The following is a 22,876-nucleotide window of genomic DNA, read 5'->3' on the forward strand; positions in this document are numbered from 1 at the left end:
TCCGGCTCGTGGTACAGGCCCGAGTTGGCGTTGCCCTTGACCGTGTAGCCCTCGGGGGCCGAGCCGTCCTCGTTCGGCGGGGCGGCACCGGCAGGAAGGTCAACGGCGGGCGCGTCGGCGGCCGCGGCGGCCTTCGTGTCCTCTGTAGCCTTCGCGTCCTCGGCAGCCTTGGTCGCGGCGGCAGCCTTCTTGGCCTCACTCTGCTTGGCGGCGCGCTTCGTCGCTGCCTCGGCCTCCTTGACCGTCGCCTTCTTGGCCGAGAGCGGCTCGCGGACCAGCTCGACGACGACCATGGGGGCGTTGTCACCCTTGCGGGCACCGATCTTGGTGATCCGGGTGTAGCCACCCGCGCGCTGGGCCATGTCCGGCGCGATCTCGGCGAACAGGCGGTGGACGACGCCCTTGTCGCGCACGACCGTGAGGACACGGCGACGCGCGGAGAGGTCGCCCCGCTTGGCGAAGGTGATGAGGCGCTCGGCGAGCGGGCGCAGACGCTTGGCCTTGGCCTCCGTCGTCGTGATGCGGTCGTGCTCGAACAGCGACGTCGCGAGGTTCGACAGGATGAGCCGCTCGTGAGCGGGACCGCCGCCGACGCGGGGACCCTTGGTGGGGGTGGGCATTGTGTTCTCCTAGAAAGGGTCTGACCAGGCCGCTCTGGGCACGTCCGGGCGGACGCCGTGCAGCTCGGTCAAGCGGTTGGTCAGAGCTGCTCGTCCTCGACGAAGGACTCGTCGTCGTTGTAGTCCTCGTCGCCGTAGCCGTCGACGAGAGCCGACGGGTCGAACCCGGGCGGGCTGTCCTTGAGCGCCAGGCCCATGCCGACGAGCTTGGCCTTGACCTCGTCGATCGACTTCGCACCGAAGTTGCGGATGTCGAGCAGGTCGGCCTCGCTGCGGGCCACGAGCTCACCCACGGTGTGGATGCCCTCGCGCTTGAGGCAGTTGTAGGAGCGAACCGTCAGGTCGAGGTCCTCGATCGGCAGGGCGAGGTCGGCGGCGAGCGCGGCGTCCGTCGGCGACGGGCCCATGTCGATGCCCTCGGCCTCGACGTTGAGCTCCCGAGCCAGGCCGAAGAGCTCGACGAGGGTCTTGCCCGCCGAGGCCATGGCGTCGCGCGGGGCCATCGAGTTCTTCGTCTCGACGTCGACGATGAGCCGGTCGAAGTCGGTGCGCTGCTCGACACGGGTCGCCTCGACCTTGTAGGTCACCGCGAGGACCGGCGAGTAGATGGAGTCGACCGGAATGCGCCCGATCTCCTGGTCACCGGACTTGTTCTGCTGTGCCGAGACGTAACCGCGGCCGCGCTCGACGGTCAGCTCCATCTCGAGCTTGCCCTTGTCGTTGAGGGTCGCGATGTGCAGGTCGGGGTTGTGCACCTCGACACCGGCCGGCGGCGTGATGTCACCGGCGGTGACGGTGCCCGGCCCCTGCTTGCGCAGGTACATGACAACCGGCTCGTCGTGCTCGGAGGAGACGACGAGGCCCTTGATGTTGAGGATGATCTCGGTGACGTCCTCCTTGACACCCGGCACGGTCGTGAACTCGTGGAGCACGCCGTCGATGCGGATGGACGTGACCGAGGCACCCGGGATGCTCGAGAGCAGGGTGCGACGGAGGCTGTTGCCGAGCGTGTAGCCGAAGCCGGGCTCGAGCGGCTCGATCGTGAAGCGGCTGCGGTTGTCCGCGACCGTCTCCTCGGAGAGCACGGGGCGCTGTGCGATGAGCACTGTTCTTTTCCTTCCCACTCGCGACCGCTATATGACGCGTAGTGAAACTGCCCGGTCTCGCTCCGGGCGGGCTGGGTCGGCTCTGTCTGCGAGCCCAGCCCCGTCACGAAGGATTCCGTATGCCGCTGAGCTGGCTCGGCGGCATACGGCACCTTCGTCTTTGTGCTAGTTCTTCGAGTAGAGCTCGACGATCAGCTGCTCGGTGAGCGGCGTGTCGATCTGCGCGCGCACCGGGAGCTGGTGGATGAGGATCTGCAGCGAGCCGGGGACGACCTGCATCCAGGCCGGGACGGGGCGCTCACCGAACGTCTGGCGGGCCAGCTCGAACGGGAAGGTCTCGACGGACTGCTTGCGGACCGTGATGACGTCGTACTGCTCCACGCGGTACGAGGGGACGTCGACGCGGACGCCGTTGACCTCGAAGTGACCGTGCGTCACGAGCTGGCGCGCGTGGCGACGGGTGCGGGCGAGGCCGGCGCGGTAGACGACGTTGTCGAGGCGCGACTCGAGGATCTGCAGGAGCGTCTCACCGGTCTTGCCGGGACGGCGCGCCGCCTCCTTGTAGTAGCGGAGGAACTGCTTCTCCATGACGCCATAGGCGAAGCGAGCCTTCTGCTTCTCCTGCAGCTGGAGGAGGTACTCCTTCTCCTGGATCCGGCGACGGCCGTGCTGGCCGGGCGGGAAGGGACGGAGCTCGAAGTACTTGTCCCCGCCGACGAGGTCGATCTTGAGCCGACGGGACTTCTTGGTGATCGGGCCGGTGTAACGAGCCATGGGTTATCTACTCTCTCTTGACTCAGGCCTGATCAGACGCGACGGCGCTTGGGCGGGCGGACACCGTTGTGCGGCGTGGGCGTGACGTCGCTGATCGCACCGACCTCAAGGCCGGCAGCGGTGAGCGAGCGGATCGCCGTCTCTCGGCCCGAGCCCGGACCCTTGACGAAGACGTCGACCTTGCGCATGCCGTGCTCCATGGCGCGGCGGGCGGCGGCCTCGGCGGCCATCTGGGCGGCGTACGGGGTGGACTTGCGCGAGCCCTTGAAGCCGACCTGGCCGGCGGAGGCCCACGCGATCACGGCGCCAGTCGGGTCCGTGATCGAGATGATGGTGTTGTTGAACGTGCTCTTGATGTGAGCGTGCCCATGGGCAACGTTCTTCTTTTCCTTACGACGAACCTTCGTCGTACGAGCCTTGGGAGGCATGTTTCTCCTACGTCAGAACTGGGTTCGGTGGGACGTGACCGGCGAACCGATCAGCGTCACTTGGCCTTCTTCTTGCCGGCCACGGTGCGCTTCGGGCCCTTGCGGGTGCGCGCGTTGGTCTTGGTGCGCTGTCCGCGCACGGGCAGACCGCGACGGTGACGAAGACCTTCGTAGGAGCCGATCTCGACCTTGCGGCGGATGTCGGCCTGGACCTCACGGCGCAGGTCACCCTCGAGGCGGTAGTTGCCCTCGAGGAAGTCACGAAGCGCCACGAGCTCGGACTCACCGAGGTCCTTGACGCGGGTATCGGGGCTGACGCCGGTCGCTGCCAGCGCCTCCTTGCTGCGGGTGCGACCCACACCGAAGATGTAGGTCAGTGCGACCTCGACGCGCTTGTCGCGCGGAAGGTCAACTCCAACAAGACGAGCCATGTTGGTGGTTCTCCTGGTTTCTGTTTCGCGGAGGTCTGGTGCAGTCACCGGTCCGGTTTCGCGTCCACCCTTCAGAACGGGTGGCCTCCGGTCCCCGGCCTCCGTGCCGGGGGTGACGTCCTGCGCCGACGCGATGGTCGGTCATCAGGGGCCGGGTGCTGCTGTGCAATTCGTGTGCGTCCGCTCGAAGCTCGGCGACGCGTGCCGGTTGGTGGCTGCTCAGCCCTGGCGCTGCTTGTGGCGCAGGTTCTCGCAGATCACCATGACCCGCCCGTTACGGCGGATCACCTTGCACTTGTCGCAGATCCTCTTGACGCTCGGCTGAACCTTCATCTGCCTGCTGTCTTCAGATCACGCGCCTGGCGCTACCGACCCATGCGAGGGCCGCCACCGTCAGGTGCTGTTGGTTAATCGGGAGTTGGTTGCCTCGTCCGCGTGCCCGTGCGGGCCCGTGCGCGAAGCGGTACTTCAGCGATAGCGGAAGACGATCCGACCGCGGGTCAGGTCATAGGGCGAGAGCTCCACCACGACCCGGTCCTCGGGGAGGATCCGGATGTAGTGCTGGCGCATCTTGCCCGAGATGTGTGCGAGCACCTTGTGACCGTTGGTCAGCTCGACCCGGAACATCGCGTTCGGGAGAGCCTCGACGATCGTGCCCTCAATCTCGATGACACCGTCCTTCTTGGCCATGTCCTCCGTCAATCTGTCGGCGGCCTACCCTGTATGGGTCGACACATGAGTGAATGGCGTGCAGGCGCACGACACCCAAGGATCAAGATTACGCCACGCGCGGGCTCAGGAGAAATCGACCCCGCTTGCCCTCGCCGGGCGCGCTGCGGTGTCCTCCCACAGAAGGATTCCGTATGCCGCTGGGCTCGGTAGCGTGCCCCCGTGACCTCCGCGCCCTCCCCCGCTGACCTACCGCCACGTCGGTCACCGGGTTCGGCCAGCCCGCTGGTGGGTCGTCTCGGAGCCATGATCGGGCTGTTCTACTTCCTGGTGTCGATCACGGTGAGCGGCCTGCTGGGCTTCGGCGTGTGGTGGGTCAACCAGCGCGAGCTGCCCGGGGGGCTCGCCTACTTCGGTGTTGCCCTGGGAGCCCTGCTGCTGCTCTTCCTGCCCCGCCTGCCTCGGGCCACCTTCGTTGCCTGCGGGGCACTGGCATTCCTGCTCTACGGATCCGGCGTCATGCTCGGTCTGCCCACAGTGCTCATGGCCCTCATCGCACTCTTCGGCGTCACGCTGTGGACCGATCGCAGGACTGGCCTGTGGGCCCTCGCGGCGTCGCTCGGCTCGCTCGCCCTTGCCGTGGGCCTGCTCTTCATGCGGTTCGGCTTCTACCTGCCACCGCTCGAGACGTTTCTCACCGACCGGGTGGCCCTCTTCCTCTTCAACAGCAGCGGCCTCGTCGTGCTGACCTGGGCGGTGGCCGACCAGATCCGTGCGGCCCGAGAGCGCAGGGTCCTCCAGGCGGAGTCCGCTTCGCACGCCGCCGAGGCCGCGGCCCATCAAGAGGCGGAGCACGCGGCCCGGGGTCAGGTGGAGGCGCTCGCGGACCGACAGCGCATCGCGCGCGAGATGCATGACATCGTCGCCCACGGCCTCTCGGTGATGATCGTCCAGGCAGACGGGGCCAGGTTCGCGGCGCCCTCGGACCCGGAGGCAGCGACAACGGCCCTCGCGACGATCGCCGCGACGGGGCGCTCCTCACTCGCGGAGATGCGCCGGCTGCTCAGCGTCCTGCGCGACGACACCGCACCGCTGCCCGAGGCTCCCCAGCCGGGGCTGCGCGACATCACTGCCCTCGTCCGGACCATGGCCGAGACGGGGCGCGAGGTGCGGCTGACCGTACGCGGCGACGTGCCGGACGACGCGGGCGGGGACGCCGTCGGGCTCACGGCCTACCGGACCGTCCAGGAGGCGCTGACCAACGTCATGAAGCACGCCGGGGACGACGCCACCGCATGGGTCACCCTGACCGTCGATCCGCGGCAGGTGGTCGTGGAGGTGCTCGACGACGGACCGGGTGGCGACGCGGAGCTCGGCAGCGGCCACGGCTTGCGCGGGATGGCCGAGCGCGTCGAGATGGTCGGGGGTCACCTCCACACGGGCGCAGACCCGCGCGGCGGATTCCGCGTCCTGGCAACCCTCCCCCGGAGCTCCGATGTGGGCACCACCTCGGCCGGGGCTCCGGAGGACGGCGCGTGATCCGCGTCATGATCGTCGACGACCAGGCGTTGGTCAGGGCCGGCTTCGCCATGCTGGTCCGGTCCCAGCCGGACCTGGCCGTCGTCGCGGAGTGCGTCGACGGAGTGCACTGCCTCGAGACGCTGGACCGGCTCGAGGCGTCGGCGGATGGTGCAGGCGCAGTGGACATCATCCTCATGGACGTGCGCATGCCTCGCCTCGACGGCATCGAGACCACGCGGGCCGTCGTGGGGCGCGACGGCCAGACGAAGGTTCTCGTGCTGACGACGTTCGACCTCGACGAGTACGCGTTCACGGCACTGCGCGCCGGCGCATCGGGGTTCCTGCTCAAGGACGCCCCGCCGGAGGACCTGCTGGCTGCGATCCGCACCGTCCATGCGGGCGACGCGGTCATCGCGCCGTCCACGACCAAGCGCCTGGTTGAGACCTATGTCCGAGGCGTCGCAGCGCCCCAGGCCCTGATCGACCGCACGGCCGCCCTCACCGAACGCGAGCGAGAGGTGTGGGTCGCCATCGCCCAGGGCCTGACCAACTCTGAGATCGCCGAGGCCCTTTTCGTCTCCGAGACGACGGTGAAGACCCACGTCGGCCACATCCTGGCCAAGACCGGGGTCCGTGACCGGGTGGCGCTCGTCGTGCTCGCCTACCAGACCGGCGCGGTCTCGCCCTCCCCCTGACCGCTCCGTGGCAGTGCGGCATCGCGTGGGCGGCTGTGCCCACCTGTGGGGGGTGGAGGCTGCCACATCCACCTGTGGGAGGAGGCATGGATCGACCCACAGGCCGATGTGGTGGGGCGCTGCCAGCTCATAGCGTCGTCGACGTGACCTCCACACTCGAGATCAACACAGGGACAAGCGGTTTCGACCTCGACATCGGCGACGGCCTGGCCGAGGCAGTCATCGACCATTCAGCGGTCCGGGCCAACGTGCGCACCCTCGTCGCGCGGGCCGGGGTCCCGCTCATGGCCGTCGTCAAGGCCGATGCGTTCGGGCACGGCGCCGTGCCCGTCGCGAGGAGCTGCCTCGCCGCCGGGGCGACCTGGCTCGGCGTCACGAGGATCGGCGAGGGCGTCGAACTCCGACGGGCTGGCCTTACGGCTCCGCTGCTCGCCTGGCTGCACGACCCGGCGCTGGCCGACCTGGCCCGAGCCCATGCCATCGACCTGTCGGTGAGCGGCGCGGCCGACCTGGCGGCGGTGGCCCGATCGCACGGGGTGGAGCCCGCCCGCATCCACCTCAAGCTCGACACGGGGATGCATCGCAGCGGCTGCCCTGGCGAGGACTGGGCCCGGTTGGTCCGCACGAGCGCCGAGCTGGAACGAGCAGGCATCGTGCGGGTCGTCGGGATCTGGTCCCACCTGTCGCACGGCGGCGAGCCAGGCGCCATCGCCACGCACCGCCAGCTGCTCATGTTCCGCGTAGGCGTCGCCATCGCTCGCAGCGGGGGCCTGCGCCCGACCGTCATCCACCTTGCAAATACTGCTGCGGTCCAGTCGAACCCGGCGCTCACCAGGCATGATCTCGTCCGCGTCGGTGCGGGGCTCTTCGGCATCGGCGAGGGCCTGCGACCGGCGCTGACCCTGCGCACCAAGGTCGTCCAAGTGCGCGCGGTCGCCGCGGGCCGGGGTGTCGGTTACAACCACGTCCAGCGCACGACCCGCGACACCCACCTGGCGCTGGTGCCGATCGGCTACGCCGATGGAATTCCGCGCGCCGCCACCGGCCGCGCCGAGGTCTGGGTCAGGGGCCGACGAGCACCACTCATCGGCGAGGTGTCGATGGACCAGGTCGTCGTCGACGTCGGGCCCGAGCCGGTCGCCGTCGGGGACCCCGTCGTCATCCTCGGACCCGGCGACGACGGCGAACCGACCGCCCGCGACTGGGCGCGCTGGACCGGCACGAACGAGCACGAGATCTACACCGGCATCGGGCACCGCGTGCCCCGGCGACATGTCCGCGAGGTCACTGACGAGCCGGCGACCGAGGGAGCAGCACCGTGAAGGTCGCAGTCATCCATGGCGGCACGAGCACAGAGCATGACGTGTCGCTGGCGAGCGGGCAGGGTGTTCTGGCTGCACTCAAGCGCCTCGGACACGACCCGATGCCGATCCTCGTTGACCGGGCCGGAGAGTGGCACACGCCCACCGGCAGCGGCTGGCCCCAAGCGCTCACAACCCTGCTGACCTGCGACGTCGTCGTCCCCGCCCTCCACGGAGCCGGCGGCGAGGACGGCACGGTCCAGGGCCTGCTCGAGCAGCTCGGCCTGCCCTACGTGGGCAGCGGTGTCCGCGCGAGCGCGGTGTGCCTGGACAAGGGCCTGACCAAGGCCGTCGTCGAACGGGCCGGCGTGGCCGTTGCCCCCGGCCTCACCGTCGGCAGGGAGCGCGTCGCCGCGGCCGTCACCGCCGAGCGGGAACGAAGCGCGCTCCTGCTCGAGCTGTCCCACGCCGGCGTCCACTTCCCCCTGTTCGTCAAACCGGTCCACGGCGGCTCCAGCATCGGAGTCACGCGCGTCACCGACCGAGCCGACCTGCGTGATGCCCTGCTCGCCGCGGGAGACGACGCGGTCCTCGTCGAGGCGGAGGTCGTCGGCCTCGAGGTGGACGTGCCGGTCCTCGAGCTGCCCGACGGCACGCTCCGCTGCGGACCGGCGCTGCTCATCGAGAGCGATCCGACGGAGCCCTTCTTCACGGAGGCCGCCAAGTACGCCAGCGACGCCACCCGGTTCACCATCCCGGCGCCCCTCGCCGATCATCTGACTCGGGCCCTCCAGGAGCTCGCCGTCACCGCGTTCCGCACCCTCGGCTGCTCCGGTCTGGCCCGCGTCGACTTCTTCGTGACGGCCGAAGGGCCCGTCCTCAACGAGGTCAACACCTTCCCCGGCTTCACTGCGCAGTCACAGTTCCCGAGGATGTGGGCGGCGGCTGGTCTCTCCTATGACGACCTCGTCGCGACCCTGCTGCACACCGCCCTGAAGGAGGCCGGAGCCCGTGCCGCCGCTGCTCGCTGATCCAGTGATCCGCGACCTCGGTGTCGTGGAGGACGGCTCCCGCCTCGTGGACCTGCGCGACCACGGCCTGAACGTCGTCCCGACGGCGCCTGCCCTCCCGCTCGGAGCCAGTCACGACCCCTGCCGTATGCCGCTGAGCTCGCTCCCCCGCGAGAGTGACGCCCCGTGCCTTCCGCACGTCCACGCCCGCGAGACCATGGCCGAGCGGCTGGTGGCCGCGGATGCGTGCCTCCCGCACGGCGTGCGCCTGCTGGTCGTCGAGGGCCTGCGCCGCATTGACGCGCAGGTCGCCATCCACAACGAGTACCGGGGACAGCTCGCCATCGCACATCCTGGATTATCTGACGACGAGGTCGCCACTCTGACAAGCCGTTTCGTTGCGCCCCCATCCATCGGACCGCACGTGTCCGGCGCCGCCGTCGACCTCACCCTCGTGGGCCCCGACGGCCCCCTCGACCTCGGCACCCCGATCGATGCCACCCCGGAGGAGAGCGGTGGTGCGTGCTACTTCGACTCCGCAGCGATCTCGCCCGAGGCGCGCCACAACCGATCCGTGCTGGCGACCGTCCTCGGCGACGTGGGCCTCGTCAACTACCCGACGGAGTGGTGGCACTGGTCCTTTGGCGACCGCTACTGGGCCCACGTCACCGGTCACCCGTTCGCGATCCACGGCCCCACCTACCCCCGGTAGAGGCGGTGACCCTCAGGCGCGGCCCTCGATCTCGTCGACCCGCATCCGGACGACCTTCTCGACAACGGACTCAGGCAGGGGCCGGTCGACGTCGAACCGGATCGTGCCCTTGCTCACGGAGTAGCCGTCGAGGTCGTCGGCCAGCGCCTCGACGATGCTGCCGCTGAAGGGGAACAGCGACAGGTGCTTCGCGGCGGACACCACGGCGAAGAGCGGTTTGCCCCGGTGCCGCAGGGCCGGCATGCCGTAGCCCATCCCCTCCTCCGCGTCCGGCACGATGCGGCGAGCAATGTCGACGAGACGCGTGAGCTCGGCGCGACGGGCCGGGTCGTCGATGTTCTCCACGTAGTCGGTGACTGTCCCCATCCCGCCATAATCGCAGGATGAGCGACGTGGGGGCAGGTCCGGAGTCCATCGAGGAGTACTACGCGCGGATTGCCGCAGCCACCGATGACGAGGGCCGGCTCCCGGTAGCCGTCGAGGAGATGCCCGGCTGGGACATCTACCCCTACGAGATCGACAGCCTTCGCCTCAAGCCGCTCCAGCCACTCGCCGCCGAGGAACCGCCTCGTCGCGGCGAGGCAGCCTCCGACTGCTGGTGCAGGCAGCCGACGGGCGAGGATGACGGCACGCTGGTCTGGAGCAACGAGCGGTGGCGCCTCCAGATCGCCCGCGCCACGGGGCTGCCGATCACGCTGCTCCTCAGCCCGGTCGCGCACCACGACCTGCCGAGCCTGCCGACCGAGCTCGCCGCCGAGCTGGGCGAGCTCATCGTCGCAGTGGGCGACGCCATCGAGCACGTCCCGTCGGTGGGCCGCTTCCAGCTGGCCAGGTACGGCGACGGCGGTGCCCACGCGCACCTGTTCCTCATGGGCCGTCCGGCCCGGATCCTCCAGTTCCGCGGGTCCCCCCTCATCGACTGGGAGGAAAACCTTCCTCGCGTCCCCCTCGAGGTCCTCCAGCGCAACGCCCGCGTCGTCGCTGACCGCCTCGTCGTCCACGTCGGTGGGCGTGCGGGTTCTCTGGGGCGGTAGGCGCCCACGTGCCGGATGCCGCTGAGCCGGCTCAGCGGCATCCGGCACCGTCGTCTGTGGTTCGCTCTCAGGCGGTCTGGTGCCCCGGGCGCTCGAAGAAGAGGACGGCGAAGACCCCGGCGAGCAGGACGCAGGCAGGCAGCAGCATCGACTCGGCCATCGCCGCCGCGAACCCGTCAGCGATGGCCGGCGGCATCGTCCCACCCGCCTGCTGGATCGCTCCGCCGTCGGTGGGCAGTCCCGGGAGGTTGGTGCGGAGACGCGCCTCCATGATGACGGCGATGGCGGCGCTGCCGAGGACGGCGCCCACCTGGCGCGTCGTGTTGTAGACGCCCGACCCTGCGCCTGCGGCTGTCATCGGCAGGTTTCGCGTCGCGGTGGCGCCGAGCGGTGCCCAGAGGAACGGGCTGCCGATGCCCATCAGGGCCATGGGCAGGAGCAGCTGCCAGGTCTTCGTCTCGGGTCCCATGATCGAGGCGAGCCAGAACAGCGAGGCCGAGCTCGTCAGCACGCCGAAACCCGTCAGCCAGCGCGGGTGGAGTCGGTCGGTGAGCCGTCCCGCGACCGGTGCGAGGGCGCCGGAGATCACGGCCATCGGAGCGAGGAGCAGGGCGGCCTGTGTCGGCGACAGCCCGTGCACCGCCTGGGCGTAGAGCATGAGCGGGAACGCCATGGCGGTGAAGGCGCAGCCGACCGCAGAGATCCCGACGTTCGCCAGGGAGAAGTTCCGGTCCCGGAACAGCCCGAGGGGCAGCAGCGGCTCGCGCTTGTTGCGGCTCTGCCACCAGACGAAGAGCCCGAGGATGACCAGACCGGCGATGATGAGGGACGCGATGGAGATCGGGCCGGCGATCGTCCCCCAGTCATAGCTCTCCCCCTCCTGCACCCCGAAGACGAGCAGGAACATCCCGATGGCCGACAGCGCCACCCCGAGCCAGTCGAAGGTGTGCGAGTGCGTCTCGAGTCGGGGCACGAGCCGGATCGCGAGGACGAGCCCGATGATCCCGACGGGCACGTTGACGAAGAAGATCCACTCCCAGCCGGGGCCGTCGGTGAGCACGCCACCGAGGATCGGGCCCACGAGAATCGCCACTCCTGCGGTAGCGCCCCAGAGGGCCATCGCCTGTCCGCGCGATGCGGCCGGGAAGGTCCGGGTGATGACGGCCATGGTCTGTGGCGTCAACATCGAGGCGCCGAGCCCCTGGACGACCCGGGCCACGATGAGCGCGCCGATGGTGACGGTGAGCCCGCACCACAGTGACGCGAGTGTGAACACGGTCAGGCCGACCAGGTAGAGGCGCTTCGGGCCGTAACGGTCGCCGAGGCGGCCGGTGATGAGCAAGGGCACTGCGTAGGCGAGCAGGTAGGCGCTCGTCACCCACACCACGCCGTTGACGTCGGCGTCGAGCGCGACCATGATCGCCGGCGTCGCGACCGCCACGATCGTCGAGTCGACGAGGATCATGAAGAAGCCGAGCACCATGGCCCAGAGCGCGGGCCACGGGTTCTGGGCGGGGCCCTCGGACGTGGTCGGGCCGGCCGGCTGCACAGCCGTCTGCGGCCCGGCACTGGTCGGCTCGTCGGCTGTCGGGCGCTCGATGGCCATGGACACCCCTCTCGATCCCGGACTCGCGGCGTGGAGCCAAGTGGCACATGCGACAGCCCAGCCTACGCGCGCGTACTGAGGGTTACCTGGGAATTTCCCGGGGGTGGGGTGCGTGTGGCGCCCTGGGTGATCAGATGACGCCCAGTGCCAGGACCGCCTCGGCGAGCTGGACGAACGAGGAAGTGTTCGCTCCGACGACATAGTTGCCAGGGGCGCCGAACTCGTCTGCGGCGTCCGCGCAACGCTCGTGGATCCCGGCCATGATGCCGGCGAGGCGCTCCTCGGTGTACTCGTGGCTCCAGGAGTCGCGTGAGGCGTTCTGCTGCATCTCGAGGGCCGAGGTGGCCACCCCGCCGGCGTTCGCCGCCTTGCCCGGTGCGAAGAGCACGCCCGCATCGGCGAAGACCCGGGTCGCACTCGGGGTCGTCGGCATGTTGGCGCCCTCGGCGACGGCGCAGACACCGTTCTTGACGAGCTGGATGGCGGCGTCCTCGTCGAGCTCGTTCTGGGTCGCACACGGCAGCGCGATGTCGCACTCGACGTCCCAGATACTGCCGTCGGTGATGTAACGGGCCGAGGGGCGCTGGGCCAAGTAGACGCTGATCCGCTCGCGGCGGACCTCCTTGAGCTCCTTGAGCAGCTCGACGTCGATGCCCGCCTGGTCGACGACGTAGCCACCCGAGTCGGAGCAGGCGACGACGGAGGCACCGAGCTGCTGTGCCTTCTCGATCGCGTAGATCGCGACATTCCCAGACCCGGAGACGACGACCCGCTTGCCGTCGAACGAGTCGCCGCGGCTCTTGAGCATCTCATTCACGAAGAAAACCGTGCCGTAGCCGGTCGCCTCCTTTCGGACCAGGGAACCACCCCAACCGAGGCCCTTGCCCGTCAGGACGCCGGACTCGTAGCGGTTGGTGATCCGCTTGTACTGGCCGAAGAGGTAGCCGATCTCGCGCCCGCCGACACCGATGTCGCCGGCCGGCACGTCGGTGTGCTCACCGATGTGCCGGTACAGCTCGGTCATGAAGGACTGGCAGAAGGCCATGACCTCGCGGTCGCTGCGACCCTTGGGGTCGAAGTCGCTGCCGCCCTTGGCTCCGCCGATGGGCATGCCGGTCAAGGCGTTCTTGAAGATCTGCTCGAAGCCGAGGAACTTGATGATCCCGAGGTTCACGCTGGGATGGAAGCGCAGGCCACCCTTGTAGGGCCCTAGGACCGAGCTGAACTCGACCCGGAAGCCACGGTTGATCTCGATCTCGCCGCCGTCGTTGACCCAGGGGACGCGGAAGATGATCTGGCGCTCCGGCTCGCACAGCCGCTCGAGCACCTTCGAGTCGGCGAACTCCGGATACTTCTTCACGACCGGCTCGAGGGACTCGAAGACCTCGAAGACGGCCTGGTGGAACTCACCCTCGCCCGGGTTGCGCCGCAGCACGACGTCGTAGATGTCCTGGAGGTGTGGGTCGAGGATGTTCATCGGGTCTCCTGCTCTGTGGCTGCTCTGTGGCTGCTCCGTGCTTCTGCGGGGGCTGCTTCAGCTTTGATTGTGGTCTCCGAGGATCCGGTTCGTTCAAGTGTCCGAATGCCGAAAACTGGATCTCATCCAGTGGAGTGGACCGCAAGGGAGAACGGGTCGGAACCAGACAGCGGTCGCTTGCGCCACGTCAACGTCGCCTCCCCGACACCGAGACGCGCCTCGACTCGAAACCGATGCGGGGTCTCGATGACGACGACCTCGGCGACGAACGCGTCACCGCTGACCCACCCGCCGCTGGACATGACCGGCAGCCGCAGGTCGGCGGCCTCGAGGACCGACTCGAGCCATTCGCCATCACCGACCCGGAGCTCCAGCCAGTCGCTGCCACGCCGGAGGCGGAGGACGTGTCCTGACCGGTCCGGGCGCACGGAAACGCCGGTGTACGCGGGGGCGAGCCCCAGCTCGCCCGGCTCGTCACCCCGCGGGAACTCCGCCACCTCCATCCGGGAAGCACCACCGGAGCCGGCCGGAAGGGCGAGACCCTCGAGCCGCTCCCGGAGGATGGCATCGGCCTGTCGCGACCCCGGAGCACCGATGGCGGCGAAGGCCGTCTCCCAGAATGCGTCGAGGACTTCCTGCGTCGGCCCCGACTCGGCCGTCATGACGACGGCAGCATCCTGCTCGGGAAGGACCAGCCCGAACTGTCCGAACGCGCCGTCCGCCCGGTAGCCATGGCGGGAGGTCCAGAACGAGTAGCCATAGCCGAGGACGGAGTCGGCGGAGCCGGCCGGGTCGCGGTTGGGCGGGCCGAACGGTCGGGTCGCCTCGTCGAACCACTCGGGCGCAAGGAGCTGCCGGCCCTGCCACGACCCGCGGTCGAGCCAGAGCTGGGTGATGGCAAGCAGGCCTTCGGTCGTCAGGTGCGCTCCCGTGAACCCCAGCTCGTGACCCCTCGGGTCGCGCTGCCAAGGCAGTTCAGGGATTCCCAGGGGCTCGAGCAGCCGGGGTCGCAGGATGTCGACGAGCCCGCACCCGGTCGCTCCGTGAACGACCCGGGAGAGCAGGTAGGTCGCGACCTGGTTGTAGGCGAACATCGTGCCGGGATGATGCTCCGGCGTCGTGGCGAGGACGATCGGGAGCCAGTCGGTGCCGGCTCGCAGCACGTCGCCGTCGATGCCGACGAAGGCCGGCTCCCACGCGTCGGCGTCGTGGCCGACTGTCATGGTCAGGCAGTGACGCACCGTCACCCGCGACCAGTTCGGGTGCAGCCGTTGCGGCGGGATGTGCGGCAGGTGGTCGAGCACCGGGTCGTCGAGCGAGAGGACACCCTCGTGCACGAGGAAGCCGACGGCGGTGGACGCCAGCGACTTCGAGACGGAGTAGACGAGCTGAGCCCGCTCAGCGGCATACGGCCGCCACCATCCCTGCGCCACGACGTGTCCGTGGCGCGCGAGCATGAAGCTGTGGAGCTCGATCCCGCGCTGCTGCACTGCGTCGAGGAAGGCGACGATTCCCTCGGCGTCGACGTCCTGGTCTTGGGGAGTGCTTCGGGGCAGGGTCACGGCGGCGACGTTACGCGACAACGCTGACGTCGGCGCGGGGTGGCGTCAGGCGACGGGTGCGTATGCCGCTCCGCTGGCTTCCAGCGCAGCCTGGCCTCCGTCGATGGCCGTGAGGATCCACAGCCCCTCGGGGAGGACGGCCACCGAGTGCTCCCAGTGACAGGCTCGTGTGCCGTCAGCCGTCACCACGGTCCAGTCATCCGCGAGCACCTTCGTCGCGGTCCCGCCGAGCGTGACCATGGGCTCGATCGCACCGGTGAAGCCGGCTGGCAGCTTGGGCCCGGACTCCGCGACCGCGTAGTTCGGGATCTGCGGATCCATGTGCATCTCGGTGCCGATGCCATGGCCGACGTACTCGTCGACGATGCCGTAGGTGCGGGCGTCGCGCTCGGCCGCTGCCTCGATGCTCGCCTCGACGGCTTCGCCGATCGCATAGAGCCGGCCGCCGACGCTCATCGCCGCGATCCCCGCGTAGAGGCTCGCCTCGGTCGCGGCGATGAGTCCCAGGTCCTCGGGTCGGGCCGCCTCGCGTCCGCCGACGACCACGGAGATGGCCGCATCACCGTTCCAGCCGTTCACCTCGGCGCCGCAGTCGACCGACAGCACATCTCCGGCCTCGAGCACACGATTGCCCGGGATGCCGTGGACCACCTCGTCGTTGACGCTCGTGCAGAGGGTGTGCGAGTAGCCCGGCACGAGCTGGAAGTTCGGGATGCCGCCGTGGCTGCGGATGAAGTCCTCCGCCAGCCGGTCGAGCTCACCCGTGGTCACGCCGGGGACGATGCGCCCCTCCAGCATCTCCAGGGTGCGACCGACGAGCAGCCCCGCCTCGCGCATGAGGAGGAGTTGCTCATGGGTGCGCCCCTGGAGCTTGCGGCGGCCGAACACGCTGTCCTGCTCAGTCGCTCGCTCGCGCCGGCAGAGCGGTGAGGATCCGGTCGGTGACCTCGTCCATGTCGCCCATGCCGTCGACCTGGACGAGTTGGCCGGCGTCGGCGTAGTGCTTGGCGAGGGGCGCGGTCTCTCGGCGGTAGATGGCCTGGCGCTCCCGGATGACGTCCTCGCTGTCATCGGAGCGGCCCTCGATCTCGGCGCGCTTGAGCAGGCGCTCGACGACGGCGTCCTCGTCGACCGTCAGCTCGAGGACCGCGTCGAGCGCGTGCCCCTGGCGCGCCAGCATTGCGTCGAGGGCCTCGACCTGCCCGGCCGTGCGTGGATAACCATCGAGGAGGAAGCCGTGCTCAGCGTCCGGCCACGAGAGCCGGTCCTCGACGATCTCGTTGGTGACCTCGTCGGGGACGTAGCCGCCGGAGGCGAGGATGGACTCGACGCGCCGACCGAGCTCGGTCTGCTCCTTGATGTTGGTGCGGAAGATGTCGCCGGTCGAGATCGCGGGAATCGACAAGCGCTCGGCGATCCGCGTGGCCTGCGTGCCCTTACCGGCACCGGGGGGGCCGAGGATGATCAGTCGCATCTGGGTCATTACCGGAGGAACCCTTCGTAGTGGCGCTGCTGCAGCTGCGCCTCGATCTGCTTGACCGTCTCCAGGCCGACGCCAACGATGATGATGATCGAGGTGCCACCGAAGGGAAAGTTCTGGTCCGCACCGATCGCCGCGATGGCGATGAGCGGGATGAGCGAGACGATCGCGAGGTACAACGCACCCGGCACGGTGATTCGGGTGATGACGTAGTTGAGGTACTCAGCCGTGGGTCGCCCGGCCCGGATACCTGGGATGAAGCCGCCGTACTTCTTCATGTTGTCGGCGACCTCGGTCGGGTTGAACGTGATCGACACGTAGAAGAACGTGAAGAAGATGATCAGGGCCGTGTAGATGAGCATGTAGGCCGGGTGGTCGCCCTTGGTGAGGTTGGCCTGGATCCACTGCACCCACTCCGGCGGCGTCTTGGTCGGGTCGGTGTTGAACTGGGCAAGCATCCCGGGGAGAGCCATGAGCGAGGCCGCGAAGATGACCGGGATGACGTTGGCCATGTTGACCTTGAGCGGGATGTAGGTCGAGGTGCCGCCGTACATGCGGCGGCCGACCATTCGCTTGGCGTACTGGACCGGGATGCGGCGCTGCGACTGCTCCACGTAGACCACCGCGGCGATGACGAACATCCCGAGGATGATGATGCCGAGGAAGGTCCCCCAGCCCTGGTTGTTCTTGATCGCCCAGAGTGCGGTGGGGAACGAGGCCGCGATGGAGATGAAGATGAGCAGCGACATGCCGTTGCCGACGCCGCGGTCGGTGATGAGCTCCCCGAACCACATGATGAGACCCGTGCCGGCCGTCATGGTCAGGACCATGATGAGGATCGTCACGAACGAGTCGTCGGTGAGGATGTTCGTGCACTGCGGACCGAACAGGGACTGCGGGTTCCGGGCGAACGTGACGAGCGTGGCGGACTGGAGGACGGCCAGCCCGATGGTGAGGTAACGCGTGTACTGCGTCATCTTCGTCGTGCCGGCCTGACCCTCCTTCTTGAGCTCCTCGAAGCGAGGGATGACCACCGTGAGCAGCTGCACGATGATGCTCGCCGTGATGTACGGCATGATGCCGAGCGCGAAGACGGACAGCTGCAGGAGGGCGCCGCCGCTGAAGAGATTCGCGAGGTTGAGGAAGCCGGAGGTCGCGTCACCGCTGGGATCGCGCGTCTCGAGGCAGTTCTGCACCAGCGGGTAGCTCACACCCGGCGTCGGCAGGTGCGAGCCCAACCGGAACAGCACGATGATGCCGAGGGTGAAGAGCAGCTTGTTGCGCAGGTCCGGGGTACGGAACGCGCGAACGAAGGCGGCGAGCACAGGGTCCTCCTGGGGGCCAACCCGGTGGGGCCGGCTGAAGTCAGCAATCCGTGGAAGATTAACGCAAAGGCGCAGCGCCCCGGACACCGTCCCCGCCTGGCCGACGTCACGTCGACCGGGGAAACAGGCACCCGGGGCGCTGGGTCACACGAAGTGTGGGATGGTCACTCGGACCGCTCAGTTGTCGGAGAGGGCCTTGACCGAGCCACCAGCGGCCTCGATCTTCTCCTTGGCCGATGCCGAGAACTTGTGCGCCTCGACGTCGACCTTGACCGAGATCTCCCCCGTGCCGAGCACCTTGACCGGGTGACCGTCACGAACGGCGCCCCGGGCCACGAGGTCCTCGACGGAGACCTGCCCACCCTCGGGGAACAGGGCCTCCAGGCGGCCCAGGTTCACGACCTGGTACTCGGTGCGGAACGGGTTCTTGAAGCCGCGGAGCTTGGGCAGCCGCATGTGCAGGGGCATCGAGCCGCCCTCGAAACGCTCCGGGATCTGGTTGCGAGCCTTGCTGCCCTTCGTGCCCCGACCGGCGGTCTTGCCCTTGGAGCCCTCGCCGCGACCCACACGGGTCTTGGCGGTCTTGGCCCCGGGAGCCGGACGCAGGTGGTGCACCTTGAGGGCGGTCTCGCCGTGCTTCTTGGTGGCCATGTCAGTCAACCTCCTCGACGGTGACCAGATGCGTCACCGTCTTGACCATCCCACGGATCTCGGGACGGTCCTCCTTGACGACGACGTCGCCAATGCGCTTCAGACCGAGGCTGCGCAGCGTGTCACGCTGGTTCTGCTTGCCGCCGATCTCGGAACGGGTCTGGGTGACCTTGAGTCGGGCCATCACGCACCGGCCCTCTCGGCCGCGGCGGCCTTGGCATCGGCCAGACCGGCAGCGCGAGCCCTGAGCATGGCGGCCGGGGCCACCTCCTCGAGCGTCTTGCCGCGGCGGGCGGCAACCGACTCGGGACGCTCGAGGTCGCGGAGGGCCTGAGCCGTCGCGTGCACGATGTTGATGGCGTTGTCGGAACCCAGCGACTTGGACAGGACGTCGTGGATGCCGGCGCACTCCAGCACCGCACGGACCGGACCACCGGCGATGACACCGGTACCGGGAGCGGCGGGGCGGAGCATGACGACTCCAGCGGCCGCCTCGCCCTGGACGGGGTGCGGGATGGTGCCCTGGATCCGCGGGACCTTGAAGAAGCCCTTCTTGGCCTCCTCGACGCCCTTGGCGATCGCTGCGGGGACCTCCTTGGCCTTTCCGTAGCCCACGCCCACGGTGCCGTCACCGTCACCGACGACGACGAGGGCGGTGAAGCTGAAGCGACGACCACCCTTGACGACCTTGGCGACGCGGTTGATCGTCACGACGCGCTCGACGTACTGGTTCTTCTCGGCGTCGCGGCTGTCGCGGCTGTCACGGCCGCCGCGGCGGTCCTGACGCTCGCCGCGCTCACTGCGCTCGCCGCGCTCACCGGCGGGGCCGGTGCCTCGACGCTGCTGTCCGGGCATCAGATGTTCCTCATCTCGATAGCGGTCACGTAGTGCATGGTCGCGATGTCACTCACAGGGACAGCCCACCTTCGCGGGCGCCCTCGGCGATGGCCGCGACGCGACCGTGGTACTTGTTGCCTCCGCGGTCGAAGACCACGGCCTCGATCCCAGCGCTCTTGGCGCGGGCCGCGACGAGCTCGCCGACCTTCTTGGCCTTGGCGGTCTTGTCGCCCTCGAAGGTGCGCAGGTCGGCCTCCATCGTCGAGGCGGACGCGACGGTCTTGCCGACCGTGTCGTCGACGACCTGGACGTACAGGTGCCTGCTCGAACGGGAGACGACGAGGCGCGGACGGGCCGGGGTGCCGGCGATCTTCTTGCGACCGCGCACCTGGCGACGGATGCGGGCGGCAGCCGCGGTCTTGCCGCGCTTGATGGTCATTGCCATGGCTTACTTACCGGCCTTTCCAACCTTGCGACGGATCTGCTCGCCCGCGTAGCGAACGCCCTTGCCCTTGTACGGGTCGGGCTTGCGGAGCTTGCGGATGTTCGCGGCGACCTCGCCGACGCGTTGCTTGTCGATGCCCTGCACCGAGAAGCGCGTCGGGTTCTCGACGGCGAAGCTGATCCCGTTCTCCGCCTTGACGAGGATGGTGTGCGAGTACCCGAGCGAGAACTCGAGGTCCGAGCCCTTCGCCGCGACACGGTAACCCGTGCCGTAGATCTCCATCTTCTTCTCGTAGCCCTCGGTGACACCGAGGACCATGTTGTTCAGGAGCGAGCGGGTCAGGCCGTGCAGCGAACGCGCCTCGCGCTCGTCGTTCGGCCGCTTGACCTCGAGGGTTCCATCCGCCTGCTCGACGGTGATCGGGGCCGGCACGGTGAGCGAGAGCTCGCCCTTGGGGCCCTTGACCTTGATGTCCTGGCCGTCGACGCTGACGTCGACACCGGCCGGGATGGAGACTGGGAGTCGTCCGATTCGCGACATGTCAGCGCCTCCTTACCAGACGTAGGCGAGGACTTCCCCACCCACGCCCTTCTCGTGTGCCTGTCGGTCGGTCAGCAGACCGCTCGACGTCGAAAGGATCGCGACGCCGAGGCCACCGAGAACCCTGGGCAGGTTCGTCGACTTGGCGTAGACGCGCAGACCGGGCTTGCTCACGCGGCGCACACCAGCGATGGAGCGCTCGCGGTTGGGGCCGTACTTGAGGTCGATCGTCAGCGTCTGGCCGACCTCGGCCTCCTCGATCTGCCAGGAGGCGATGTAGCCCTCGGCCTGGAGGATCTCGGCGATGTTCTTCTTCAGCTTGGAGTACGGCATGGAGACCGTGTCGTGGTGCGCCGAGTTGGCGTTCCGCACGCGGGTCAGCATGTCCGCAATCGGGTCAGTCATGGTCATGTGGGCTCTCCGCCCTTCCTCACCGGGGTTTCGACTCGGCTCGTGCCTCGCAGGCTCATCGGGTCGAGCCGACCTACGGTGTCAGAGGTTCTTTGGGTGGTTCTCTTGGGGTTGAGGTGTGGCTGCTCGGATCGCAGATCCGACGTCACCAGGAGCTCTTGGTCACGCCCGGCAGCTCGCCCGCGTGAGCCATCTCGCGAAGGCAGATGCGGCAGAGGCCGAACTTGCGGTACACCGAGTGCGGGCGACCGCACTTCTGGCAGCGGGTGTATCCGCGGACCTTGAACTTCGGCTTCCGGTTCGCCTTGTTGATCAGCGCGGTCTTGGCCATGTCAGTTCTCCTTGAAGGGGAAGCCGAGCGCCTTGAGCAGCGCGCGACCCTCGTCATCGTTGGTCGCCGTGGTGACCACGGTGATGTCCATGCCCCGGACGCGGTCGATCTTGTCCTGGTCGATCTCGTGGAACATCGACTGCTCGGTCAGACCGAACGTGTAGTTGCCGCGGCCGTCAAACTGCTTCGGCGACAGGCCACGGAAGTCGCGGATGCGCGGGAGGGCGATCGACACGAGGCGGTCGAGGAACTCCCACATGCGGTCACCCCGAAGGGTCGCGTGCGCGCCGATCGGCATGCCCTCACGCAGCTTGAACTGGGCGATGGACTTGCGGGCCTTGGTCACGACCGGCTTCTGGCCGGTGATGTTGGTGAGGTCGCGGACGGCACCCTCGATGAGCTTGCTGTCCTTGGCGGCGTCACCGACCCCCATGTTGACGACGACCTTGACGACGCCGGGCACCTGCATGACGTTGCCGTAGCCGAACTGCTCCCGGAGCGAGGTCTTGATCTCGTCCTGGTAGCGCTGCTTGAGGCGCGGCGTGGTCAGCACCGCAGTAGTGGTGGTCTCGGTCTCACTCATGTTCAGAGGTCCTTGTCCGACGTGACCGCGACACGGACGCGGGACGCCTTCTGGCGGCCACCGCGCTCGACGGTCTCGACACGCGTCTTGATGCGCGTCGGCTTCTTCGTCTCCGGGTCGACGATGGCCACGTTGCTCACGTGGATCGCGGCCTCGGTGTGGGTCAGGCCACCAGTCCGGGTGCCACGAGCGGTGGCGCCCGCCTTGATGTGCTTGGTGACACGGTTGATGCCCTCGACCAGCACGCGCTGGGTCTCCGGGTAGACCGCGATGACCTTGCCCTGCTTGCCCCGGTCGCCGCCGTTCTTCTGGCTGCGGCCGGAGATGACCTGGACGAGGTCGCCCTTCTTGATCTTCATCTTCTGCTTGTTGTTGGCACCCATGTTCACAGCACCTCCGGCGCGAGCGAGATGATCTTCATGAACTTCTTCTCGCGCAGCTCACGGCCGACCGGGCCGAAGATACGGGTCCCGCGGGGGTCACCGTCGGCCTTGAGGATCACCGCAGCGTTCTCGTCGAACTTGATGTAGGAACCGTCGGCGCGGCGACGCTCCTTGACCGTGCGGACGATGACCGCCTTGACGACGTCACCCTTCTTGACGTTGCCGCCCGGAATGGCGTCCTTGACGGTGGCGACGATGGTGTCGCCGATGCCGGCGTACCGACGGCCCGAACCACCGAGAACACGGATGCAAAGGAGCTCCTTGGCACCGGTGTTGTCGGCGACGCGCAGTCGCGACTCCTGCTGAATCACTGTCTAACTCCTGTCGTCGTGCTGGTTCTCTCGAAAAGAATTCGTGCTCAGCGCGATGTCTTTTCGAGAGCCTTGCCGAACCAAATGGAAACGTTCTGTTTGGGCCAAGCCCAGCGGCATACGAGAAGTGCTTACTTGGCCTTCTCGAGGATCTCGACGATGCGCCAGTGCTTCGTCGCGGAGAGCGGACGCGTCTCCATGATGAGCACGCGGTCGCCGACGCCGGCCTCGTTCTTCTCGTCGTGCGCCTTGACCTTGCTCGTGCGGCGGATGACCTTGCCGTAGAGGGCGTGCTTGACGCGGTCCTCCACCTCGACGACAACGGTCTTGTCCATCTTGTCGCTCACCACGTAGCCCTGGCGGGACTTGCGGTCGTTGCGCTCGCTGGTCTTCTCGGGGGTCTGCTCGCTCATGCCTGGGCCTCCTCGTCAGCCGCCTCAGTCTTCTTGGCCGACTTCTTCTCGGCCTTCGCGGCCTTCTTCTCAGCCTTCTCGGCCTTCTTGTCAGCCTCGTCCGTCGTCTCGGCGGACTCGTCGGCCCTGTTGACGCTTGGAGCGGCGGGGGGCGAGCCGA

Annotated in this window: 31 protein-coding genes; 6 read left to right on the forward strand and 25 right to left on the reverse strand. The window is 68.4% G+C overall.

Translation table 11 applies throughout. The annotated features are described in order from the left end of the window. The 7 genes from rplQ to infA all read right to left on the reverse strand — a co-directional run. Positions 1–620 (reverse strand): 50S ribosomal protein L17, sunset domain variant (gene rplQ / locus VIR15_RS10940; protein ID WP_331927507.1); only part of this gene is annotated, 620 nt, incomplete at its 3' end. A gap of 80 nt (positions 621–700) precedes the next feature. After that, a complete protein-coding gene (locus tag VIR15_RS10945; RefSeq protein WP_331927508.1) occupies positions 701–1,726 on the reverse strand; it encodes a DNA-directed RNA polymerase subunit alpha in 1,026 nt (341 codons plus the stop codon). 165 nt (positions 1,727–1,891) lie between these two features. Next, positions 1,892–2,500 carry a 30S ribosomal protein S4 gene (rpsD, locus tag VIR15_RS10950; protein ID WP_331927509.1) on the reverse strand — a complete coding sequence of 203 codons (609 nt, stop codon included), beginning with the start codon at positions 2,498–2,500 and terminating at the stop codon, positions 1,892–1,894. 32 nt (positions 2,501–2,532) lie between these two features. Continuing rightward, the gene (gene rpsK, locus VIR15_RS10955; protein WP_324145304.1) at positions 2,533–2,928 is read right to left on the reverse strand and encodes a 30S ribosomal protein S11; all 396 of its coding nucleotides are present in this window, start codon (positions 2,926–2,928) and stop codon (positions 2,533–2,535) included. A gap of 56 nt (positions 2,929–2,984) precedes the next feature. Continuing rightward, on the reverse strand, positions 2,985–3,359 hold the full coding sequence (gene rpsM / locus VIR15_RS10960) for a 30S ribosomal protein S13 (RefSeq protein ID WP_331927510.1): 375 nt from the start codon (positions 3,357–3,359) through the stop codon (positions 2,985–2,987). A 219-nt stretch (positions 3,360–3,578) separates the two neighbouring features. After that, complete coding sequence (rpmJ, locus tag VIR15_RS10965; protein WP_034715213.1) at positions 3,579–3,692, reverse strand: 50S ribosomal protein L36; 114 nt, start codon at positions 3,690–3,692, stop codon at positions 3,579–3,581. Positions 3,693–3,827: 135 nt separating this feature from the next. Further along, a complete protein-coding gene (gene infA / locus VIR15_RS10970) occupies positions 3,828–4,049 on the reverse strand; it encodes a translation initiation factor IF-1 (RefSeq protein ID WP_006946284.1) in 222 nt (73 codons plus the stop codon). Positions 4,050–4,250: 201 nt separating this feature from the next. Between infA and VIR15_RS10975 the strand changes: the two genes are divergently transcribed. From VIR15_RS10975 to VIR15_RS10995, 5 genes are all read left to right on the forward strand, one after another. Further along, on the forward strand, positions 4,251–5,567 hold the full coding sequence (locus VIR15_RS10975) for an ATP-binding protein (RefSeq protein WP_331927511.1): 1,317 nt from the start codon (positions 4,251–4,253) through the stop codon (positions 5,565–5,567). After that, on the forward strand, positions 5,564–6,244 hold the full coding sequence (locus tag VIR15_RS10980) for a response regulator (RefSeq protein WP_331927512.1): 681 nt from the start codon (positions 5,564–5,566) through the stop codon (positions 6,242–6,244). Before VIR15_RS10975 ends, VIR15_RS10980 begins: the two co-directional genes overlap by 4 nt. Before the next feature lie 143 nt (positions 6,245–6,387). Next, the gene (gene alr / locus VIR15_RS10985) at positions 6,388–7,566 is read left to right on the forward strand and encodes an alanine racemase (protein ID WP_331927513.1); all 1,179 of its coding nucleotides are present in this window, start codon (positions 6,388–6,390) and stop codon (positions 7,564–7,566) included. Beyond that, positions 7,563–8,576 (forward strand): D-alanine--D-alanine ligase family protein, encoded by a 1,014-nt coding sequence (locus VIR15_RS10990; protein ID WP_331927514.1) that lies wholly within the window; start codon positions 7,563–7,565, stop codon positions 8,574–8,576. Before alr ends, VIR15_RS10990 begins: the two co-directional genes overlap by 4 nt. Further along, complete coding sequence (locus tag VIR15_RS10995) at positions 8,557–9,267, forward strand: M15 family metallopeptidase (protein ID WP_331927515.1); 711 nt, start codon at positions 8,557–8,559, stop codon at positions 9,265–9,267. Before VIR15_RS10990 ends, VIR15_RS10995 begins: the two co-directional genes overlap by 20 nt. A gap of 12 nt (positions 9,268–9,279) precedes the next feature. Here VIR15_RS10995 and VIR15_RS11000 read toward each other — a convergent pair whose 3' ends face one another. Then, a complete protein-coding gene (locus VIR15_RS11000) occupies positions 9,280–9,633 on the reverse strand; it encodes an iron chaperone (RefSeq protein ID WP_331927516.1) in 354 nt (117 codons plus the stop codon). Positions 9,634–9,650: 17 nt separating this feature from the next. Between VIR15_RS11000 and VIR15_RS11005 the strand changes: the two genes are divergently transcribed. Continuing rightward, complete coding sequence (locus VIR15_RS11005; protein ID WP_331927517.1) at positions 9,651–10,301, forward strand: hypothetical protein; 651 nt, start codon at positions 9,651–9,653, stop codon at positions 10,299–10,301. 67 nt (positions 10,302–10,368) lie between these two features. Here the strand turns inward: VIR15_RS11005 and VIR15_RS11010 are convergent, their stop codons facing one another. The 17 genes from VIR15_RS11010 to rpsQ all read right to left on the reverse strand — a co-directional run bounded on the left by VIR15_RS11010 (position 10,369) and on the right by rpsQ (position 22,716). Continuing rightward, positions 10,369–11,907 carry a DHA2 family efflux MFS transporter permease subunit gene (locus VIR15_RS11010; RefSeq protein ID WP_414654954.1) on the reverse strand — a complete coding sequence of 513 codons (1,539 nt, stop codon included), beginning with the start codon at positions 11,905–11,907 and terminating at the stop codon, positions 10,369–10,371. Between the two features lie 130 nt (positions 11,908–12,037). After that, positions 12,038–13,384: an NADP-specific glutamate dehydrogenase gene (gene gdhA, locus VIR15_RS11015; protein WP_331927518.1), complete on the reverse strand. Its 1,347-nt coding sequence runs from the start codon at positions 13,382–13,384 to the stop codon at positions 12,038–12,040. 122 nt (positions 13,385–13,506) lie between these two features. Continuing rightward, positions 13,507–14,946 carry a serine hydrolase domain-containing protein gene (locus VIR15_RS11020; RefSeq protein WP_331927519.1) on the reverse strand — a complete coding sequence of 480 codons (1,440 nt, stop codon included), beginning with the start codon at positions 14,944–14,946 and terminating at the stop codon, positions 13,507–13,509. 45 nt (positions 14,947–14,991) lie between these two features. Then, positions 14,992–15,834, reverse strand: coding sequence for a type I methionyl aminopeptidase (gene map / locus VIR15_RS11025; RefSeq protein WP_331927520.1), 843 nt, complete (start codon positions 15,832–15,834; stop codon positions 14,992–14,994). A gap of 10 nt (positions 15,835–15,844) precedes the next feature. Then, positions 15,845–16,420, reverse strand: a complete 576-nt coding sequence (locus VIR15_RS11030) for an adenylate kinase (RefSeq protein WP_331927532.1) — start codon at positions 16,418–16,420, stop codon at positions 15,845–15,847. Positions 16,421–16,428: 8 nt separating this feature from the next. Next, entirely contained in the window at positions 16,429–17,751 is a 1,323-nt protein-coding gene (secY, locus tag VIR15_RS11035) for a preprotein translocase subunit SecY (RefSeq protein ID WP_331927521.1), read from the reverse strand. 177 nt (positions 17,752–17,928) lie between these two features. Further along, positions 17,929–18,402: a 50S ribosomal protein L15 gene (gene rplO / locus VIR15_RS11040; protein ID WP_331927522.1), complete on the reverse strand. Its 474-nt coding sequence runs from the start codon at positions 18,400–18,402 to the stop codon at positions 17,929–17,931. Position 18,403: 1 nt separating this feature from the next. Further along, on the reverse strand, positions 18,404–18,586 hold the full coding sequence (gene rpmD, locus VIR15_RS11045) for a 50S ribosomal protein L30 (protein WP_045191891.1): 183 nt from the start codon (positions 18,584–18,586) through the stop codon (positions 18,404–18,406). Then, positions 18,586–19,257, reverse strand: a complete 672-nt coding sequence (rpsE, locus tag VIR15_RS11050) for a 30S ribosomal protein S5 (protein ID WP_331927523.1) — start codon at positions 19,255–19,257, stop codon at positions 18,586–18,588. Before rpsE ends, rpmD begins: the two co-directional genes overlap by 1 nt. 52 nt (positions 19,258–19,309) lie before the next feature. Next, positions 19,310–19,684, reverse strand: coding sequence for a 50S ribosomal protein L18 (gene rplR / locus VIR15_RS11055; RefSeq protein WP_331927524.1), 375 nt, complete (start codon positions 19,682–19,684; stop codon positions 19,310–19,312). 3 nt (positions 19,685–19,687) lie between these two features. Continuing rightward, entirely contained in the window at positions 19,688–20,224 is a 537-nt protein-coding gene (rplF, locus tag VIR15_RS11060; protein ID WP_331927525.1) for a 50S ribosomal protein L6, read from the reverse strand. A 12-nt stretch (positions 20,225–20,236) separates the two neighbouring features. After that, positions 20,237–20,635, reverse strand: a complete 399-nt coding sequence (gene rpsH, locus VIR15_RS11065) for a 30S ribosomal protein S8 (RefSeq protein WP_331927526.1) — start codon at positions 20,633–20,635, stop codon at positions 20,237–20,239. A 145-nt stretch (positions 20,636–20,780) separates the two neighbouring features. Beyond that, positions 20,781–20,966, reverse strand: coding sequence for a type Z 30S ribosomal protein S14 (locus VIR15_RS11070; RefSeq protein WP_331927527.1), 186 nt, complete (start codon positions 20,964–20,966; stop codon positions 20,781–20,783). A gap of 1 nt (position 20,967) precedes the next feature. Further along, positions 20,968–21,549, reverse strand: coding sequence for a 50S ribosomal protein L5 (gene rplE, locus VIR15_RS11075; RefSeq protein WP_331927528.1), 582 nt, complete (start codon positions 21,547–21,549; stop codon positions 20,968–20,970). Between the two features lie 2 nt (positions 21,550–21,551). After that, positions 21,552–21,932: a 50S ribosomal protein L24 gene (gene rplX / locus VIR15_RS11080; protein WP_331927529.1), complete on the reverse strand. Its 381-nt coding sequence runs from the start codon at positions 21,930–21,932 to the stop codon at positions 21,552–21,554. A 2-nt stretch (positions 21,933–21,934) separates the two neighbouring features. Continuing rightward, on the reverse strand, positions 21,935–22,303 hold the full coding sequence (rplN, locus tag VIR15_RS11085; protein ID WP_142181405.1) for a 50S ribosomal protein L14: 369 nt from the start codon (positions 22,301–22,303) through the stop codon (positions 21,935–21,937). A gap of 131 nt (positions 22,304–22,434) precedes the next feature. Further along, positions 22,435–22,716: a 30S ribosomal protein S17 gene (rpsQ, locus tag VIR15_RS11090; protein WP_331927530.1), complete on the reverse strand. Its 282-nt coding sequence runs from the start codon at positions 22,714–22,716 to the stop codon at positions 22,435–22,437. Between the last annotated feature and the right edge of the window lie 160 nt (positions 22,717–22,876).

The organism is Intrasporangium sp. (assembly GCF_036566125.1).
Classification (GTDB): Bacteria; Actinomycetota; Actinomycetes; order Actinomycetales; family Dermatophilaceae; genus Intrasporangium.